Here is a 16112-nt window from a genome sequence, read left to right as displayed (position 1 = left end):
CTGGCCTCCAGAACTCCAATTGATCCAACGAAGGTACGCGCATGAGTACGCCCACTACCGAAGTGCACAACGCAACCCAGCCCCGGGTGGAATCCACCTCGGGCGGGGTGACCAAACAGCTCATCGTGCAGAAATTCGGCGGCTCCTCCGTTGCGGACGCTGACGGGATCAAGCGTGTGGCAAAGCGTGTGGTCGATGCCCAGGACGCCGGCAACGAGGTTGTGGTTGTGGTTTCGGCCATGGGCGACACCACTGATGAACTCCTGGACCTCGCTGCCCAGGTGACCGATTCCGCCCCCGCCCGCGAGATGGACATGCTCCTCTCCGCAGGCGAGCGTATCTCCATGGCGCTGCTGGCCATGGCCATCAACAAGCTCGGCGCGTCCGCGCAGTCCTTTACCGGATCGCAGGCGGGCATGATCACCGACGGCATCCACGGCAAGGCCCGGATTATCGACGTCGACCCGCACCGTATCCGCACCGCCCTGGACAAGGGCAACATCGCCATCGTGGCAGGTTTCCAGGGCATGAGCCGGACCACCAATGAAATCACCACGCTGGGCCGCGGCGGTTCCGACACCACCGCAGTGGCGCTGGCGGCGGCCCTCGAAGCGGATGTCTGCGAGATCTATACGGACGTGGACGGCATCTTCACCGCGGATCCGAGGGTGGTTCCGTCAGCCCAGAAGATCGAGACCATCTCCAGTGAGGAAATGCTGGAACTGGCCGCCTCGGGCGCCAAGATCCTCCACCTGCGCTGCGTGGAATACGCCCGTAGGTTCGGCGTCCCGCTGCACGTACGTTCCTCATTCAGCCAGCATGAAGGCACCTGGGTCATTCCCAGCGCCGACGACAAGATCACCACTCAAGAGGGAGTTGCCTTGGAGCAGCCAATCATCTCCGGCGTTGCGCATGACCGTTCCGAAGCGAAAGTAACCGTGGTCGGCGTCCCCGACATCCCCGGCAAGGCCGCCGCAATCTTCCAGGTCATCGCCGACGCCCACTCGAACATCGACATGATCGTCCAGAACGTGTCCACCCACGGCACAGGCAAGACGGACATCTCCTTTACGCTGCCCATCGTGGAAGGCGCCGACGCCCTGGCCGCCCTCCACGCAGCCCAGGACCAGATCGGCTTCGAAACCATCGAATACAACGAGCAGATCGGCAAGCTCTCCCTGATCGGCGCGGGTATGCGTTCCCACCCCGGCGTCTCCGCCACCTTCTTCAAGGCGCTGTCTGACGCCGGTATCAACATCAACATGATTTCCACTTCGGAGATCCGCATCTCGGTGGTGACCCACGCCGACCTGCTTGACGAGGCTGTCCGCGTGATCCACAAGGCGTTTGGGCTGGACACCGAAAGCGAAGCTACCGTCTACGGCGGCACCGGCCGCTAGGCGCATCAAAAAGCCGGGCTGCCTTTTCCTCAGGAAGGGCAGCCCGGCTTTCTTGGTTCCGGAAGAGGCCTGGACTGTCAGCTTTCGCGTTCCAGGTCTTCGCGGCGTACTGCATAGTGATGGCCGGTTGAATCGGTCTCGACCACGAAATGCGAGAGGTCCTCTTCGGAAGCCTGTTCGAATTCGTCGTGTTTGTGCACCACGGGCATATCAGCATCCAGCCGGGTGGCAGGACCGAAGACGAAGCGGAGCCTCTCGGTCAGGCCCATGAAACTGTTGAGGACATGTGCCACTGTTTTCCACCCCCTTCCCGAATCCTCGGGCGAAAGCGCACTGGGCTCCGGCAGGAGCCAGTGCCCTCATTTTATGCCCGGGGCAGGAAAAAGGCGCCGGCGCATTCAGGCGGCAAAGGTGCAGAAAGGAATTGCTAGCGCAGCGAGCGGTCGTCAGGGTTCCTCGGCACCACGTAGGTACTGCCGTCAGGCCTGGTGATGGTCTCCCACTGCTGGGTCTCCGCCTGGCGCTGGGCCAGCAGCCGGCGGTTGTCCTCGGACATGTCATGCCCCAGCGCCGTCCGGCTTGCGGGACCGAAAACGGCCCTGAGCTTGCCCGTTGCACGCATGAAGCGCTGGGAAGCATTGCCTTTGTCCGTCGACCGGTCCCTGGCCATGAAGGGTTCCTTCCACTCACTATTCGCTACACCAAATGTACACTAATGATTAGTGCACTAACAGTTGGAGGGATCATGACCGCCACAGCGGCAACGGATGCAGCAGCAATGGACGCGGAGGCGAACCACACGGAGGTGATGGACGCGACGGGGAAGGATGCAGTGGAGGAGGAAGACCTGCTGCTTGAACACCAGCTCTGCTTCGCCCTCACGGTGGCTGCCCGAAGCGTTGTTGGCGCCTACAAGCCGGTGCTTGAAAGACTCAACCTCACGCACCCTCAATACCTGGTGATGCTCTGCCTGTGGGAACACAGCCCACGGACGGTGCGGAACATCAGCGAGGCCCTTGCCCAGGAGCCGGCCACCATTTCCCCGCTCCTGCGCAGGCTGGAAGCGGCGGAGCTGATCACGCGGCGACGCATGGACGGAAACGAGCGTGCACTCGCCGTCGAACTCACTCCCAAGGGTGCCGCCCTGAGACAGCAGGCGCTGCAGGTGCCGGGGACCATGATGGAGCGTCTGGGGCTGACCCGGGGACAGGTCGCTGACCTGCACGCATCCATGACGGCGCTGATCGCTGCAACGTCCGCGTAGGCACCGGCCAGGAATCCCGGGATACCGGAAGCGTCGGCCGCCCGTGCCAAGCCAAACGGCTAGAATAACCGGACCAAGGAGAGGTGGCCTGATGCGCGATTTACGGATGCTCGCAGCAGTCCTGGCCGTAAGCGCCGGGCTGGTTTCCGGTTGCAGCGGCACACCGGACAGCGGAACGTCCTCGGCATCGCCGGCGCCCTCCACTTCGGACAGGTCCACGTCCTCCGCAGCCAGTTCAACCACTCCTTCGCCTGATACCGAGACATCCGTGCCTGCTCCCGCACCTGCAACGTCCAGGCCCAGCGCGGGGCCCGGCCAGGGGAACGCCGAGCTCGCCATTACCGTCGTGCCGTCCCAGGGCGCACCGGAGATCAACTACACCCTGGTCTGCTCCGCCGGGACGCCGGCAGCGGAAAGCAGCCATCCGAACGTCGACGCAGCCTGTGCAGCACTGAAAGCCAACCCCGGGATCGTTGCCCCGGTGGCACCAGGAACCTCCGGGGCCTGCACGCAGCAGTACGGCGGCCCCCAGAAGGCAGCCGTGACGGGAATGGTGGACGGCGTTGCCGTGGATTCAACCTTCGCGCGCACCAACGGCTGCGAGATCAGCGCCTGGGATGCCGCCAAAGATGTGTTGGGCGCTGCCGGTGGAGCCTCTTAAGCTCCTGGCGGCAGACAGCGCACGCACCCGGGAAGAAGCCCACGTGCAGCGCGTCAGCCGCTACGCCGATCCCTATCTGGCCCGTCGGTCAGCGGGGCAGAAACACCCCGTGGAGGATTTCCTCTTCACCTACTACACACAAAAGCCCGGCCAGCTGAAGCGCTGGCACCCAGGTGCCGGAGCAGTCCTCACCGGCAGCCAGGCCGTCGAGCGGCTGGGCTGGAAGCATTACCGGCAGCTCGACGACGGCGAGCTCGCCTCCCTGGGGCTGGCGGCGGGAAGCGCTGCGGTCACTTTTGACCGGCCAGCCTTCCTGGCCGACCGCAAGGATGCCGTGGCCTTTGCCGGCATCATCCTGCGGGGCACAGCGGCCAGGCCGGCACAGTTCGGCTGCTTTGGCCTCCACGAGTGGGCGATGGTCTACCGCCAGGACAAGTTCGACCTCCGCCATGAGTATCTTCAGCTGCGGCTGGGGGCAGCGGGCACCGACAAGGTGGTGGAGGACAACAGGATCCGCTGCACCCATTTCGATGCCTTCCGCTTCTACACCCCTGATGCCATCCCGCTCAACGAGCTTGCGCCCAGCCGCGAAACCCAGCGCCAGCTGGAGCAGCCGGGGTGCCTGCACGCAAATATGGACCTCTACAAGTGGGCCTACAAGCTGCTGCCTGCCCTGCCGAGCGAACTGGTGATGGACTGCTTTGAACTGTCCTGGCGGATCAGGACCATGGACATGCAGGCTTCCCCGTATGACCTGGCCGAATGGGGCTACCCTGCCATCCCCATTGAGACGCCCCACGGCAAGGCGGCGTATGTCGAACACCAGCGTGCCTTTGCCGCTGAAGCCGGGATCCTGCGGGAAAGGCTCGCCATGGAACTCGAGGCCCTGTCACAGTGCGCACAGCATTGATTGACCTGACCATCAGCATCCGGGAAGCCCCCGGGGTTGCCGAGTATGTCTTCCGCCTGGTGGCCAGGGACAACCGGCCCGCCGCCGGAACCACCCTCCCAGAACCCGAGGCCGCCCTCGCCGCGGTGGAGCGGTTCGGCGAGGACATATTTTTCCCCAAGCCCGGCCCGCCCAGGCTGTGCACCCAGCAGTACGGCGGCCCTCAGGTAGCCGTGGTCACCGGGACATTCCGCGGGCGTCCCGTGCACGCAACCTTCACCCGGACGGATGGTTGCGAAATCGCGCGCTGGAAGGCGATGGGCCCCTTGCTGGGGGGAACTGTCGTTTAGTTCCACAGCGGGCCGGTGGAGGGGAAAACACACCAGCGCAAACAGAAAAGGTCCCGGGCGGCCGTAGTGACCACCCGGGACCTCCCCCCATTTTTCCGGTCAGGTTCCGGGAACCGTCTGTGCGAGGTCAAGCTTCGGAGCGCCGGCAGGAGTGGAGGCAGAGCCCGGCCCCACCTGGACGTTCACCCAGGTCCTGATGCCATTGCCGCCAAGGCTCAGCCGCGAAAGGTAGGACCCTTCAGACAGTCCGGTCCAGTTCAGGGTCGCCGAGGTGGCCGTGCCGTTCGGCGCCACGATGGGGTTCGGGTCAACCGTGAGGTTGCCGGCATCCCCGGAGAAGCTCACCGCCTGCACGGACGCCGTGGCGGGGCCGTTGTCCGGAGTGGCGTAGAGGTTGGCCACCACGTAGTAGGTGCCTGCCCTTGGCGCTTCCAGGTCAAGGAATTCGCTGGCGGATGCGGTGGCAACCTGGGTGGCCGTGAGCCCGCCCGCAGCGTTCGGTGCGTAGACCACCATGTCCCAGTCGACGTCGTTCGACTGCGCCTGGATGCCCAACCGGGCAAACGAGGCCCCGGCAGGTATCTTCACCTGAAGCAGGGCGTTGTGCGCGTCATTTGTCGGCGCGTACTCCCCCGGGGTCTTGGTGATGGCTGTCTGGCTCAGCGGGGCCAGCCCCTCCACTCCCACCGTGATGGGGCTGTCCGAGCCTGATACGAGCTCCATGGTGCCGCTGCCGTTGCCCGTGGGAGAGCTGAAGGAGAAGGACGGCGCGATCTGGGCGTCGACGGGCCGGACGGCGATGGGCGATGACACCGTCCGTGGGCCCTTCCAGCTGAGGCTGCCGGTGCTGAATTTGCCCACGGGCGCGCTGACGTTGCGGATGGTCACCGTCACGTCCCGGGTCTGGCCTGCCTTCGCGAAGTTCAGCGCTTTGGGTTCCACATCGACGCTGAATTCCGGCATGTTTACCTCTGGCCGGTACATGCCCGGCACCAGGGCGGTCAGCTTGCGCTTCACCTGGACTTCCCCCACGAGGCTGCCCAGGGCGATGGCGGGCAGGTTGAGGTCGCGTGCAGCAATGGTTCCTGCCTGCGGCGCGCCGGTTTCCACGCCCTGGCCGTTCAGGAAGGCGATCCAGTCCTGGATGCCGGAGTCGTAGACCAGTCCGGGGTCGGTGACGCGGGTGGAGTCGATGTGGCCCGCACCGCCCTGGAAGGGGTCGGTGTTGGGTGAACCGTCGGCGTTGACCAGCGGGTAGGCGGTGGTCATCATGGCTGACTTCACCATCGCCGGACTCCACTTGGGCTGCTTGCCCAGCACCAGGGCACCGAACCCGGCGATGTGCGGGGCAGCCATGGAGGTGCCGGACATGAACCCGAACTGGTCACCGTCGTTGCCGATAGTGGAGACACCGGCCAGGACATTGACGCCCGGGGCGGAAATGTCCGGCTTCAGCAGGTCCCCGCCGGACGCGAGGGTGGGGCCGCGGGACGAGAAGCCCGCAATCTGGGGTGCCGCAGCGGGGGGCAGGCCGGTGAGGTCGCCCTTGACCAGGCTGACCGTCAGCGCCGGGTTGGCTTCCAGCTTGGACTTCAGTTCCAGGCTTTTGGGGGCATTGACATGCACAGTGGGAAGGACATGGTTGTCCGCGTCCTCCGAGCTGCTGGTGAGGTTCACCAGGATCATGCCCACCCCGCCCTTGTCCAGCACTTCCTGGCTCTTGGCCGTCCGGTCCACCACGCCGCGGTCGCAGACCACCACTTTTCCGGCCACCTTGGTGGCGTCAAGGGTTCCGGGGCCACAGAGGTTGGCATTTGCCGCGCCCGGGGCGGCGGCTGCCGCTGCCAGGACGGCCGGCTTGTCCGCGACCTCGGACTTCATGATGGAGGCGCCCCGGTACAGCGAACCGTCAGAGACCTTGACCGTTCCCAGCAGGTCACTGGGGAAGGTTGAGGCAGCCACCGTGGTGAGCCACGGGGATGCGTGGTTCACGGTGGAGGCCGCAGGGCCGGAGTTGCCGGCCGATGCCGAAACGAAGATGCCGGCGGCGGCGGCATTCAGGAACGCGAGCGCCACGGGATCGGTGGTGCTGTTGTTGTTGCCCGAAATGGAGTAGTTCAGGACGTCAACCCCGTCCTTGACGGCGGCATCCACGGCTTCCACCGACGCGGAGGAGTAGCAGCCTCCGGTGTCCGGATTGGTGTCCTCCCAGCAGACCTTGTAGACGGAGACTTTGGCTGCGGGGGCCACGCCCGAGCTCTTTCCGAAGCTGGTTCCGTCGATCACCTGCTCAACATTCGCGTTGCCCGCTGCCGTAGTGGCGGTGTGGGTGCCGTGGCTGCCGACATCCACAGGGGAAATCAGTTCTTCCGGCGCCCGGTTACCCGGCGCCACGTACTGCAGGAAGGAATCGGCAAAGTAGCGGGCTCCGATGACCTTGGAGTTGCACAGGGAACCGTCAAAGGCAGCCCCAGTCCCTTCGCCCTTTTGGCATTCCCCTTCGAAGGTGGTGCCATCCGCCTTGAGCATGGCGATCTTGCCGTCGCCGGTGCGGTAGGGGACGCCGACCTGCGGGTTTCCCTGCAGCGGCTTCAGCGGTTCGCCCTGCAGGAAGGGATTGTCCGGCGCGTAACCGGAGTCAATGACCCCCACGACGACGCCCTTGCCGGCGTTCGCTTCTCCGCCGAACTGCTTGGCCCATGCGCCGTCCGGGCCGGTGAGCTTAAGGAAGTCGGTAGTGGTGTAGTCAGGCTTGTTTTCGACGTCGGGCGCCACCACCAGGACGCGGCTGTCCTTGGACAGGGCTGCCGCCTGCGCCGCGGTCAACTCCGCGGTGAACCCGTTGAGTGCCGCCGTGTACTGCTTGGCCGGACTGACGCCCTGGGCCGCAGCAATGTAGCGCTGCTGCTTGCGCAGGTGCGCGTCGTAGGCCTGGTAGTTGGGGCTGCCGGCGTCCAGCTTCCTGCCCTGCTGCGGCTTTGTAGCACCCAATCCCGCAGTTCCCCCTTCATACGCCGCGGCGGCCGGCCCGGCAAGTACCACGATGTACCTGCCGTCCTTGAACTGACTGTCCTTGGCGGTGGAGGAGGCATTCTCCGGACCCTGGCCACCCGGCGCCGCCGAGGCGGGCCCGACTGCCAGCGAGCTGAGGAGAAGGGGCAACCCGACGGCCAGCGCGGCCGCTTTCCGGAGTCCCCCAGCCCGCGCGGGGCTCTTTCCAGTTGATGTCACGCGCAACCCTTTCACGATGTGCTGCCCAGCCTTGGTGACAGCCGAACGACTGGATCCACAGAGGAAATTACAGGTTTTGTAATCTTCTGAGACCAGACTGTTCACAGAGTACAGACTGATAGCGTGTTATGACATAGGGCACATTCGGGAAATTTCTGCTTGTCACACGGCGTGCGGGTGACCCTCCTGCTGCACGAAAAAGGGCATCCCGAAGGATGCCCTGCCGAGTGTGGATGAAGAGGGGCGAGCCCTACTGCCGGGGCGTGCGGACCACGTCACTGATCCACTGGCGCGTCTTTTCATCGACGGGGCCAGTCAGCCGGGTTTGGCGGGCCAGGCGGTCGGCCTTTATTTTCTGGAACACCATCCTGCCGAGGCCCGCGAATACCGCCGCGGCGACCATGGGCAACAGCACGGACTTCGAATTCTCAGCCATCCGGCAATCCTAGTGAAGGCCTTCCAGCAACTCCAGAACTCCCCGTGCGGCAGGCCCGCCCGCGGACGTTCAGCCACTTTTCTCCGGGCCGGAACCACCGAATACAGAGGGGCGCTCCCGGGCCGGTAGAATGATAGGGCAAGCTCGCGGAGCGCCCGACCTCATGGTGAACCAACGCAGGTGACCCCAGTCCCCCAAACCCCGGTACGGCGTGAGACGGCACCACTCCGCTGCGCCCTTACCCAAGCTCACGCACAGGAGTTACCGGATGCCCCGGATCGTTGTTGACGTCATGCCCAAGCCCGAGATTCTTGACCCGCAGGGGAAGGCAATCGTTGGCGCTCTCCCCCGGCTGGGCTTCACCAGCTTCAGCTCTGTCCGCCAGGGCAAGCGTTTCGAACTGACGGTCGACGGCGAGGTGACGGAGGACATCCTTGCGCAGGCCCGCGACGCCGCCGAGACCCTCCTGTCCAACCCGGTGATCGAAGACGTCGTCAACGTCGAGGTCGTCGAGGCCTGAGATGACTGAACTTCCCCTGATCGGCGAGGCCGTCGCCGTCGCGGCGGAGCCGCGCCTCGCTGGCGCCCGGATCGGCGTCGTCACCTTCCCCGGCACCTTGGATGACCGCGACGCCGCCCGGGCCGTGCGCCTGGCCGGTGCCACCGCCGTCGAACTGTGGCATGGCGACACGGAACTCGGTGACGTGGACGCCGTCGTCATCCCCGGTGGTTTCTCCTACGGCGACTACCTGCGCGCCGGCGCCATCGCAAGGTTCGCGCCGCTGATGTCCAAAATCATCGACGCCGCGAACTCCGACGCCAAGCTGCCCGTCCTGGGCATCTGCAACGGCTTCCAGATCCTCACCGAGTCGCACCTGCTGCCCGGGTCGATGATCAAGAACGACCACCTGAAATTCCTGTGCCGGGACCAGGTGCTGCGCGTTGAGAACAGCAACACGGCGTGGACCCTGGACTACGAAGCGGGCCAGGAAATCACGATCCCGCTGAAGAACCAGGACGGCCAGTACATCGCGGACGAAAAGACCCTGGACGCCCTTGAGGCTGAGGGCCGCGTCGTCTTCCGCTACGTGGGCTTCAACCCGAACGGCTCGCGCCGCGACATCGCCGGTATCTCCAATGCCGCAGGCAACGTGGTGGGCCTCATGCCGCACCCGGAGCACGCCGTGGAACCGGGTTTCGGCCCCGAATCGCTGGACGGCATCGGCGGGTCCGACACCGACGGACTCGGTTTCTTCACCTCCGTACTGAACAAGATTGTGGGAGGCGACAAGTGACCACCGAAACCACCAAGAAGTTCAACATCGACACCGTCGAGAACGCTGCAAAGACCCCGGACACCGAGCTGCCCTGGGCCGAGCTGGGCCTGAAGCAGAACGAGTTCGATGAGATCGTCAAGGTCCTGGGCCGCCGCCCCACCGGCGCCGAGCTGGCCATGTACTCCGTCATGTGGAGTGAGCACTGCTCCTACAAGTCCTCCAAGAACCACCTGCGCCAGTTCGGCCAGAAGGTCACCGAGGAAATGAAGAAGGACATGCTGGTGGGCATCGGCGAAAACGCCGGCGTGACCAACCTGGGGGACGGCTGGGCCGTGACCTTCAAGATCGAATCGCACAACTCGCCGTCGTTCGTTGAGCCCTACCAGGGTGCCGCGACCGGCATCGGCGGCATTGTCCGCGACATCATCTCCATGGGCGCCCGCCCGGTTGCCGTCATGGATCCGCTGCGCTTCGGCGCCATTGACCACCCTGATACCGCCCGCGTCATGCACGGTGCTGTGGCGGGCATCGGCGGCTACGGCAACTCCCTGGGCCTGCCCAACATCGGCGGCGAGATGGTGTTCGACTCCGTCTACCAGGGCAACCCGCTGGTCAACGCCCTCGCTGTCGGCGTCATGCGCCACGAGGACATCCGCCTGGCCAACGCCTCCGGCAAGGGCAACAAGGTGGTCCTGTTCGGTGCCCGCACCGGCGGCGACGGCATCGGCGGCGCCTCGGTGCTGGCCTCCGAATCCTTTGACGACACCAAGCCCTCCAAGCGCCCCGCGGTGCAGGTGGGCGACCCCTTCGCCGAGAAGGTACTCATCGAGTGCTGCCTGGAGCTGTTCAAGGGCTCCCTGGTGGAAGGCATCCAGGACCTTGGCGCTGCGGGCATCTCCTGCGCCACGTCCGAGCTCGCCTCCAATGGCGACGGCGGCATGCAGGTTGAGCTGACCTCCGTCCTGCTGCGCGACCCCACGTTGACCCCGGGCGAAATCCTGATGTCCGAGTCGCAGGAACGCATGATGGCCGTGGTCACCCCGGAGAACGTGGAAGCGTTCGAGGCCGTCATGGACAAGTGGGCCGTGGAGTACTCCTGGCTGGGCGAGGTCACCGACACCGGCCGCCTGATCATCACTTGGGAAGGCGACGTGATTGTCGACGTCGATCCCCGCACGGTCGCGCACGACGGCCCGGTCTATGACCGTCCGTTCGCCCGTCCCGAGTGGCAGGATGCCGTGCAGGCCGACACGTTCACCGGCTCCGTGCAGGACGCCGGCCGCCCGGCCGCTCCCGCCGAGCTGGCAAAGGCCGTGACTGAGCTGGTGGCATCGCCGAACATGTGCTCCAAGTCCTGGATCACCGACCAGTACGACCGGTACGTCGGAGGCAACACCTCCATGGCGTTCCCGGACGACGCCGGCGTGGTCCGCGTTGACGAGGAAACAGGCCTGGGCGTTGCCCTGGCCACCGACGCCAACGGCCGCTACACCTACCTGGACCCCTACCACGGCGCACAGCTGGCGCTGGCCGAGGCCTACCGCAACGTTGCCACCGCAGGCGCCATCCCCATGGCCGTCAGCGACTGCCTGAACTTCGGCTCCCCCGAGGATCCGGACGTGATGTGGCAGCTGGCCGAAGCCATCCGGGGCCTGTCCGACGCCTGCATGGTGCTGGGCATCCCGGTCACCGGCGGCAACGTCTCCCTGTACAACCAGACGGGCACCACCCCCATCCACCCCTCCCCCGTGGTGGCGGTCCTGGGCAAGCTCGACGACGTCGCGCGTCGCACGCCGTCGGGCTGGCGTGAAGACGGCCAGGCCATCTACATGCTGGGCACCACAGGCGCCGAGCTGGACGGTTCCGAGTGGGCCAACATGCGGGGCCACCTGGGCGGGCAGCCGCCGAAGGTTGACCTTGAGGCCGAGCGTGCGCTGGGTGAGATCCTGATCAACGCGTCCCGCGACGGCATGATCGACTCCGCACACGACCTCTCCGAGGGCGGCCTCGCGGCGGCCCTCGTGGAGTCCTCGCTGCGCTACGGCGTCGGTGCCCGGATCGCCCTGCAGGACGTCATGGACCGGGACGGCGTGGACCTGTTCACCGCGCTCTTCTCCGAGTCGCAGGGCCGCGCCGTGGTGGGTGTCCCCCGCTCCGAGGAAGTCCGCTTCACGGACATGTGCACGGCCCGCGGCTTCGCCCACACCCGCATCGGCGTGGTGGACGCGGCCAGCGGCAAGCTGGAGATCAACGGCGTGGAGAGCCTCTCCCTTGACGCCCTCCGCGAAGCCCACGAGGGAACCCTGCCGAAGTACTTCGGCTAGTCTCCACCGGCACCCTCCATCGGTTGCTCCGTAACTGCCCTTTTTAGCCCTCAAAACGGCGGTTACGTGGGCCCCCACCGGCGAGGGACCCGGCCTGAGCTTGCGAAGGCCGGGAGCCGGTGGGGAGCAATCGTTTTTAAGAACCCCTTCGCCAGCCGGCCTGGGCCAAAGCAACAAGAACTTTGGCCGCGGCAGGCTTCGCATCGTTGACCATGTGGCGTTTGGAGATCCTGACCTCCGTCCACCCCAAGGCGGCGTACCGTTCGGAACGTGTGATGTCCCTGGCGATCTGGCTGTCCTCGCCGTGGTGCTCGCCCTCGTACTCGATTCCGATCTTGTATTTGCGGTACGACAGGTCCGGCTCATGATGTCTGACGCCATCCTCAGTAATGATCGGCACATTCAACTCCGGTTCGGGCAGGCCCGCGCGGGCAATCGCGAGCCGGAGCATGGTTTCCTGCGGTGAATCCGATCCGACCCGGATGAGTTCCAGAGCCTCCTTGGCCTTCCGGAGCCCTCGTTTTCCCCGGTGTTTATTAATCGTCCGCTGCAGGTCCCACAGGCTGCACAGCGGCATGCTTCGGCCCTCGAATTCGAGGCGCGGAACGCGAACGCAGGCATCCCCCATGGCCACGATTTCATCGATGGACAGCAGCTCGGCCATGTCGAGCCAGGTCCGCGCCGGCGTCGTGACCGGAACCCCGTCAATTGCCGTGACTTCGTCCCCGTACAGCTTCATGCGGTGCACGACGACGTGGGGCCGGTCCAGGTGGGCTGCACCTTCGGGACGGATGAGGTGGAAAGCGTCGAAGGCGTCGTCCCGGCGCCGCTGCGGCAGCGAATGAAGCTCCGCGGCCGTAATGTGCGAGGCAGCACACAGCTCGTTGACCTCAATGAAGGGCCGCACCCGCATGGCCAACGCAAGCTCCGCCGTCGGGCCGTCTGCTCTGATGCCCTTACCAAGCCTGCTGAGGGAACGATGCCTCAAGCGCTTGGCTGAGACCCCCGCCCTTGCCGCCTCAGCCGCAGTGAAGGGCCTGCCCTCAAGTACTTCAGGAAGCGGACGTGCAGTCTTCATTGCTACATCAGAGCAGAAGGTGCCGCATGTCCGCAGAAGTTATCCACACCCTCCATCGACTGCTCCGTAAACGCCCTTTTGAGGCGCCAAAAGGGCCTTTACTCAGCAATCGATGGGTTTAATCCTCGCTGTGCAGCTCACGCTGGCGGGCGCTGAGCAGTTCGATCTCCGGCCGGGCTGCAATAAAGCGTTCGACGGCGGCGAGCACCTCCACGAGGTGGCCGCGGTCAGCTGCCACCAGCCCCACCCCCAGCCGCGTGCGCCGGTACTGGCTGTGGTCCCCCACCTCGGCAACTGAGACCTCGAAGCGGCGCTTGAGTTCAGCGACGACGGGCCGGACCACGGAGCGTTTCTCCTTGAGGCTGTGCACGTCGCCCAGGAGGATGTCGAACTCGATCCAGCCAATCCACATGGCTCCGGACCTTCCCTACTCGATGGTGAGCTCACCCATCAGGTCCCAGCCCTCACCCTCGAGCTGGCGGCTGACGATCCGGGGAGTTTCAGCGAGGGCCTGCGGCATGTCCGCCATGGCCTTCTTGAAGTGGTCGCTGTTAACGTGGTCGCCGGCGGCATCATCCTTGAAGGCCTCCACCAGGACGTACTCGTTGGGGTCATCCAGGCTTCGGGACCAGTCGAACCACAGGTTGCCGGGCTCCTGCCGGGTGGCTTCGGTGAAGTCCGCCACCAGGGCCGGCCAGCGTTCGGCCCACTCCGGCTTGACCTTGAACTTGACGACGATAAAGATCACTGGGATGTTCCTTCCGCGGCGAGACTGCGTGCCCCTTCAATGTACCGGGAAGTAACGTAGCGCTGCGCCGCCCGGGTGGCCATGCCGCCGGCGGCGTAAAACCAGTTGGCCGGCCTGCTGAAGGCGCGGATCCGGAGCCACACTTCCCCCTGGCCGTTGATTTCCACCTCGAAGGACTCCTCCCCGCGGGCGGGATGGCCGGGCAAGGTCCCGTAACCGAAGCCGGCGGATTGGGGAACACCGTCAGCCGAAGCCTCGTGGACCCACACCACCCTGCAGGGCGCGGGCAGGCGGAAGGGCCCGACGCCGAATCCGCTTACCACCTGCGCACCAGGCACCGCCCTGGGTGCATCGGCGTGGACCCGGAGCCCTGCCCGCCGCTGCAGCTCCCAGCCCAGGATGCCGTCGGCAGCCCGCCGGTAGACGTCCAGTCCGCTGCCCAGCCGGGCCTCCTCGAGGACGCGGCTGTACCCTTCGGGTGTCCTGCCGTGTTCGGTGCTGCCCACTCCGGGATAGTCGAACCCGGCCCCCGCCTGTTCCTTGTCAGTCACTGCCGCCTGCCCTTTCGAGGCGCGCCCACCCCAGTTGTTCCTGCTGTTTCCGGCTCAACCCGGACACCACCAGGTCGTACGAGTCCTCCACCATGTCGCGGATCATGGCGTCCGGCAGCGAACCGTCAAGGCGGACTCCGTTCCAGTGGGTCTTGTTCATGTGCCATGCGCCGGTGATCGCGGGGTGGACTGCGCGCAACTGCACTGCCAGGGCCGGCTCACACTTGAGGTTCACGTAGAAGTCATGCTCGTCCATGGATGACAGGGCAAACAGCTTGGCCTCATGGCGGGTGCCGCCGGCAACGTGGGCCCGGACCTTGAAGACCGAAGTCTCGGGTCCGAAGGGAAAATCCTCGTATGCGCCGGGAAACGAAAGGCAGATCCTGCGCAGCGCAGTTGGGTCCATAACGGAAGCCTATAAACAGGACCCGCACGGTGCTAGTCTGCGGGCATGTCACACCGCCAGGACACCATACCGGTTCTGGACCTGGCTGCCTCCCGGCAGGGCGGCGGCACCTTCAGCCCGGACTTCATCGAACAGCTGCGGCACGCCACCCACGACGTCGGCTTTTTCCAGGTCACCGGCTACGGCGGGCGGCCCGGACAGGCCGGGGAGCTCCTGGACATCGTCCGGCGCTTCTTTGACCTGCCGCTTGAGGAGCGGATGAAGCTGGACAACCGCCTGTCTCCCCACTTCCGCGGCTACACCCGCATGGGCACTGAAGTGACCCAGGGCCGGGCGGATGCCCGCGAGCAGATCGACTATTCACCGGAGCGTGAACCTGTCAGGGATTATCCGGCGGATCAGCCCTACTGGCTTCTGCAGGGCCCCAATCTCTGGCCCGACGATGCCTTCCCCGAGTTGGAACCCGCAGCCATGGAATGGGCGGACCTGATGTCTGGGGTGGGGATGGAACTCCTGCGCGCCATCGCCGTGTCCCTGGAGTTGCCCCAAGACTACTTCGACGAACCCTTCCAGGGCACTCCCGCCTGGATGGGCAAGCTGGTGCACTATGTGGGCGGGGTGGTGGAGGCGGCCGGAGACCAGGGCGTCGGCTCGCACGCCGATTACGGTTTCGTGACCCTCCTGCTGCAGGACGAAGTGGGCGGCCTCGAAGTGCTGCCGCCCGGCACAAGCCAGTGGCTGCCCGTGGAGCCCCTCCCGGGCGCGCTGGTGGTCAACCTCGGCGAGATGTTGGAGGTCGCCACGGAGGGTTACCTTGCGGCCACCATCCACCGGGTGCAGGCTCCGCCGCCGGGCGTGGACCGGTACTCGGTTCCCTTCTTCTGGTCGCCCCGCCTCGACGCCGTCATCAAGCCCGTCCCGCTGGCGCCCCGGCTGAAGGCAGCGGCCCGTGGCATCACCGACGATCCCGCCAATCCGCTCCTCGCGTCATTCGGCCTCAACATGCTTAAAGGCCGGATGCGCGCCCACCCGGACGTTACCGAACGCCACTATCCGGACCTGGTGAAGCGCTAAAGGTCGTACTTCCAGGCAAGCTGCGCCGGACAGGCATTCATCACCACGTCCAGGCCGGCCGCCTTGGCGCGTTCTGCGGCCGCCTCATCAATGACGCCCAGCTGCATCCACACCGCCTTTGCCCCCACGGCAATGGCCTGGTCAACCACCTGGCCCACAATCTGCGAGTTCACAAAGCAGTCCACGACGTCGACGGGCTGCTTTTCCGCCGGGATGTCGCCGAGGGTGCGGTACCCGGTTTCGCCGTGGACGGAATCACCGGGGAGGTTGACCGGAATAATCTCCATGCCCAGCCTGTCGCGGATGAACAGTGAGACATCGTAGGCGGACCTCCACTCATTGGTGGTGAGGCCGACGATGGCCCAACGGCCTTTGGTTCGGAGAAGGCGTTCGATGACAGCAGGATCGTTCGTGTGGCCCATG

The 16112-nt window shown here is 65.5% G+C and carries 19 protein-coding genes; 9 read left to right on the top strand and 10 right to left on the bottom strand.

Annotated elements, in window-relative coordinates:
* Window positions 1-41 precede the first annotated feature (41 nt).
* Complete coding sequence (locus ACTJK0_RS15275) at window positions 42-1400, top strand: aspartate kinase (protein WP_440745750.1); 1359 nt, start codon at window positions 42-44, stop codon at window positions 1398-1400.
* 77 nt (window positions 1401-1477) lie between these two features.
* Here ACTJK0_RS15275 and ACTJK0_RS15270 read toward each other — a convergent pair whose 3' ends face one another.
* A complete protein-coding gene (locus ACTJK0_RS15270) occupies window positions 1478-1693 on the bottom strand; it encodes a hypothetical protein (protein WP_110544267.1) in 216 nt (71 codons plus the stop codon).
* 134 nt (window positions 1694-1827) lie between these two features.
* Window positions 1828-2070 (bottom strand): hypothetical protein, encoded by a 243-nt coding sequence (locus tag ACTJK0_RS15265; protein ID WP_110544265.1) that lies wholly within the window; start codon window positions 2068-2070, stop codon window positions 1828-1830.
* A 138-nt stretch (window positions 2071-2208) separates the two neighbouring features.
* Between ACTJK0_RS15265 and ACTJK0_RS15260 the strand changes: the two genes are divergently transcribed.
* From ACTJK0_RS15260 to ACTJK0_RS15245, 4 genes are all read left to right on the top strand, one after another.
* Window positions 2209-2664, top strand: a complete 456-nt coding sequence (locus ACTJK0_RS15260; protein WP_440745800.1) for a MarR family winged helix-turn-helix transcriptional regulator — start codon at window positions 2209-2211, stop codon at window positions 2662-2664.
* A gap of 91 nt (window positions 2665-2755) precedes the next feature.
* On the top strand, window positions 2756-3325 hold the full coding sequence (locus tag ACTJK0_RS15255) for an SSI family serine proteinase inhibitor (RefSeq protein ID WP_440745749.1): 570 nt from the start codon (window positions 2756-2758) through the stop codon (window positions 3323-3325).
* Complete coding sequence (locus tag ACTJK0_RS15250) at window positions 3294-4235, top strand: 3-methyladenine DNA glycosylase (protein WP_440745799.1); 942 nt, start codon at window positions 3294-3296, stop codon at window positions 4233-4235. The genes ACTJK0_RS15255 and ACTJK0_RS15250 overlap by 32 nt, the downstream gene beginning before the upstream one ends.
* Entirely contained in the window at window positions 4232-4564 is a 333-nt protein-coding gene (locus tag ACTJK0_RS15245) for a serine protease inhibitor (protein ID WP_440745798.1), read from the top strand. The genes ACTJK0_RS15250 and ACTJK0_RS15245 overlap by 4 nt, the downstream gene beginning before the upstream one ends.
* A gap of 99 nt (window positions 4565-4663) precedes the next feature.
* Here the strand turns inward: ACTJK0_RS15245 and ACTJK0_RS15240 are convergent, their stop codons facing one another.
* Together ACTJK0_RS15240 and ACTJK0_RS15235 are read right to left on the bottom strand one after the other, a co-directional pair.
* Window positions 4664-7795, bottom strand: coding sequence for a S8 family serine peptidase (locus ACTJK0_RS15240; RefSeq protein ID WP_440745748.1), 3132 nt, complete (start codon window positions 7793-7795; stop codon window positions 4664-4666).
* Between the two features lie 250 nt (window positions 7796-8045).
* The gene (locus ACTJK0_RS15235; protein ID WP_110544253.1) at window positions 8046-8231 is read right to left on the bottom strand and encodes a hypothetical protein; all 186 of its coding nucleotides are present in this window, start codon (window positions 8229-8231) and stop codon (window positions 8046-8048) included.
* A 268-nt stretch (window positions 8232-8499) separates the two neighbouring features.
* On the opposite strand from ACTJK0_RS15235, the gene purS reads away from it, so the two are divergent.
* Genes purS through purL form a run of 3 tightly spaced genes read left to right on the top strand, consistent with a single transcriptional unit; the run spans window position 8500 to window position 11832 of the window.
* A complete protein-coding gene (purS, locus tag ACTJK0_RS15230; protein WP_003798434.1) occupies window positions 8500-8751 on the top strand; it encodes a phosphoribosylformylglycinamidine synthase subunit PurS in 252 nt (83 codons plus the stop codon).
* 1 nt (window position 8752) lies between these two features.
* Entirely contained in the window at window positions 8753-9526 is a 774-nt protein-coding gene (purQ, locus tag ACTJK0_RS15225) for a phosphoribosylformylglycinamidine synthase subunit PurQ (RefSeq protein ID WP_286401540.1), read from the top strand.
* Window positions 9523-11832 carry a phosphoribosylformylglycinamidine synthase subunit PurL gene (purL, locus tag ACTJK0_RS15220; RefSeq protein WP_440745747.1) on the top strand — a complete coding sequence of 770 codons (2310 nt, stop codon included), beginning with the start codon at window positions 9523-9525 and terminating at the stop codon, window positions 11830-11832. Before purQ ends, purL begins: the two co-directional genes overlap by 4 nt.
* A gap of 136 nt (window positions 11833-11968) precedes the next feature.
* Here purL and ACTJK0_RS15215 read toward each other — a convergent pair whose 3' ends face one another.
* The 5 genes from ACTJK0_RS15215 to ACTJK0_RS15195 all read right to left on the bottom strand — a co-directional run bounded on the left by ACTJK0_RS15215 (window position 11969) and on the right by ACTJK0_RS15195 (window position 14615).
* Entirely contained in the window at window positions 11969-12910 is a 942-nt protein-coding gene (locus ACTJK0_RS15215; protein ID WP_440745746.1) for a hypothetical protein, read from the bottom strand.
* Window positions 12911-13028: 118 nt separating this feature from the next.
* Window positions 13029-13322 carry a DUF503 domain-containing protein gene (locus ACTJK0_RS15210; protein ID WP_440745745.1) on the bottom strand — a complete coding sequence of 98 codons (294 nt, stop codon included), beginning with the start codon at window positions 13320-13322 and terminating at the stop codon, window positions 13029-13031.
* 15 nt (window positions 13323-13337) lie between these two features.
* Window positions 13338-13658: a putative quinol monooxygenase gene (locus tag ACTJK0_RS15205; RefSeq protein ID WP_110544240.1), complete on the bottom strand. Its 321-nt coding sequence runs from the start codon at window positions 13656-13658 to the stop codon at window positions 13338-13340.
* A complete protein-coding gene (locus tag ACTJK0_RS15200) occupies window positions 13655-14209 on the bottom strand; it encodes a DUF1990 family protein (protein WP_440745744.1) in 555 nt (184 codons plus the stop codon). The genes ACTJK0_RS15205 and ACTJK0_RS15200 overlap by 4 nt, the downstream gene beginning before the upstream one ends.
* A complete protein-coding gene (locus ACTJK0_RS15195; RefSeq protein WP_440745743.1) occupies window positions 14202-14615 on the bottom strand; it encodes an MmcQ/YjbR family DNA-binding protein in 414 nt (137 codons plus the stop codon). Before ACTJK0_RS15195 ends, ACTJK0_RS15200 begins: the two co-directional genes overlap by 8 nt.
* Window positions 14616-14660: 45 nt before the next feature.
* On the opposite strand from ACTJK0_RS15195, the gene ACTJK0_RS15190 reads away from it, so the two are divergent.
* Window positions 14661-15689 (top strand): isopenicillin N synthase family dioxygenase, encoded by a 1029-nt coding sequence (locus tag ACTJK0_RS15190; RefSeq protein WP_440745742.1) that lies wholly within the window; start codon window positions 14661-14663, stop codon window positions 15687-15689.
* On the opposite strand, the gene ACTJK0_RS15185 is transcribed toward ACTJK0_RS15190, so the two are convergent.
* Complete coding sequence (locus ACTJK0_RS15185; protein WP_110544229.1) at window positions 15686-16111, bottom strand: CoA-binding protein; 426 nt, start codon at window positions 16109-16111, stop codon at window positions 15686-15688. The genes ACTJK0_RS15190 and ACTJK0_RS15185 overlap by 4 nt on opposite strands.
* Between the last annotated feature and the right edge of the window lies 1 nt (window position 16112).

It is taken from the genome of Paenarthrobacter sp. 22069 (assembly GCF_052046035.1).
GTDB lineage: Bacteria > Actinomycetota > Actinomycetes > Actinomycetales > Micrococcaceae > Arthrobacter.
Note: the sequence above shows the minus strand (reverse complement) of the source record. Positions and strands in the feature narration are given on the sequence as shown.